This is a genomic window from Bacillus sp. IT-79MI2, from assembly GCF_949768135.1.
Lineage (GTDB): Bacteria > Bacillota > Bacilli > Bacillales > Bacillaceae_G > Bacillus_A > Bacillus_A pseudomycoides.
The window spans coordinates 1-395 of the sequence record NZ_CATKPV010000009.1; the positions used below are offsets into that span (position 1 = coordinate 1).

At 37.5% G+C, this 395-nt stretch carries 1 protein-coding gene; it reads left to right on the plus strand.

All coding sequences use genetic code 11. From position 1 onward, the window contains the following. Positions 1–27 precede the first annotated feature (27 nt). Positions 28–395, plus strand: a 368-nt coding sequence (locus ACM6HU_RS00070; protein WP_098116961.1) for a YaiI/YqxD family protein, incomplete at its 3' end; no start/stop codon positions are given.

Below are 395 nucleotides of genomic sequence, written 5' to 3' on the forward strand. Positions count from 1 at the left end.
TCGAACTTATTTATGGGAGTGATAAAGATGAAAATTTATGTTGATGCAGATGCTTGTCCGGTAAAAGATATTATTATCTCTGAAGGTACGAATGCTGAAATTCCTGTTCTCCTTGTTACTAGCTTTTCTCATTTTTCTAATGCGGAACAACCATCAGGGGTGGAAAAGATTTATGTTGATTCTGGAGCAGATGCTGCAGATTATCGGATTATGAAGTTAGCAGCAAAAGGAGATATAATCGTTACGCAAGATTATGGTCTTGCTTCGCTAGGTTTAGCAAAAGGATGTACGGTTCTTCACCATAATGGGTATAGCTATACAAATGAAAACATTGACCAATTGTTGCAAACACGTTATTTGAGTGCAATGGCTCGAAAAAGCGGAAAGCGTACAAA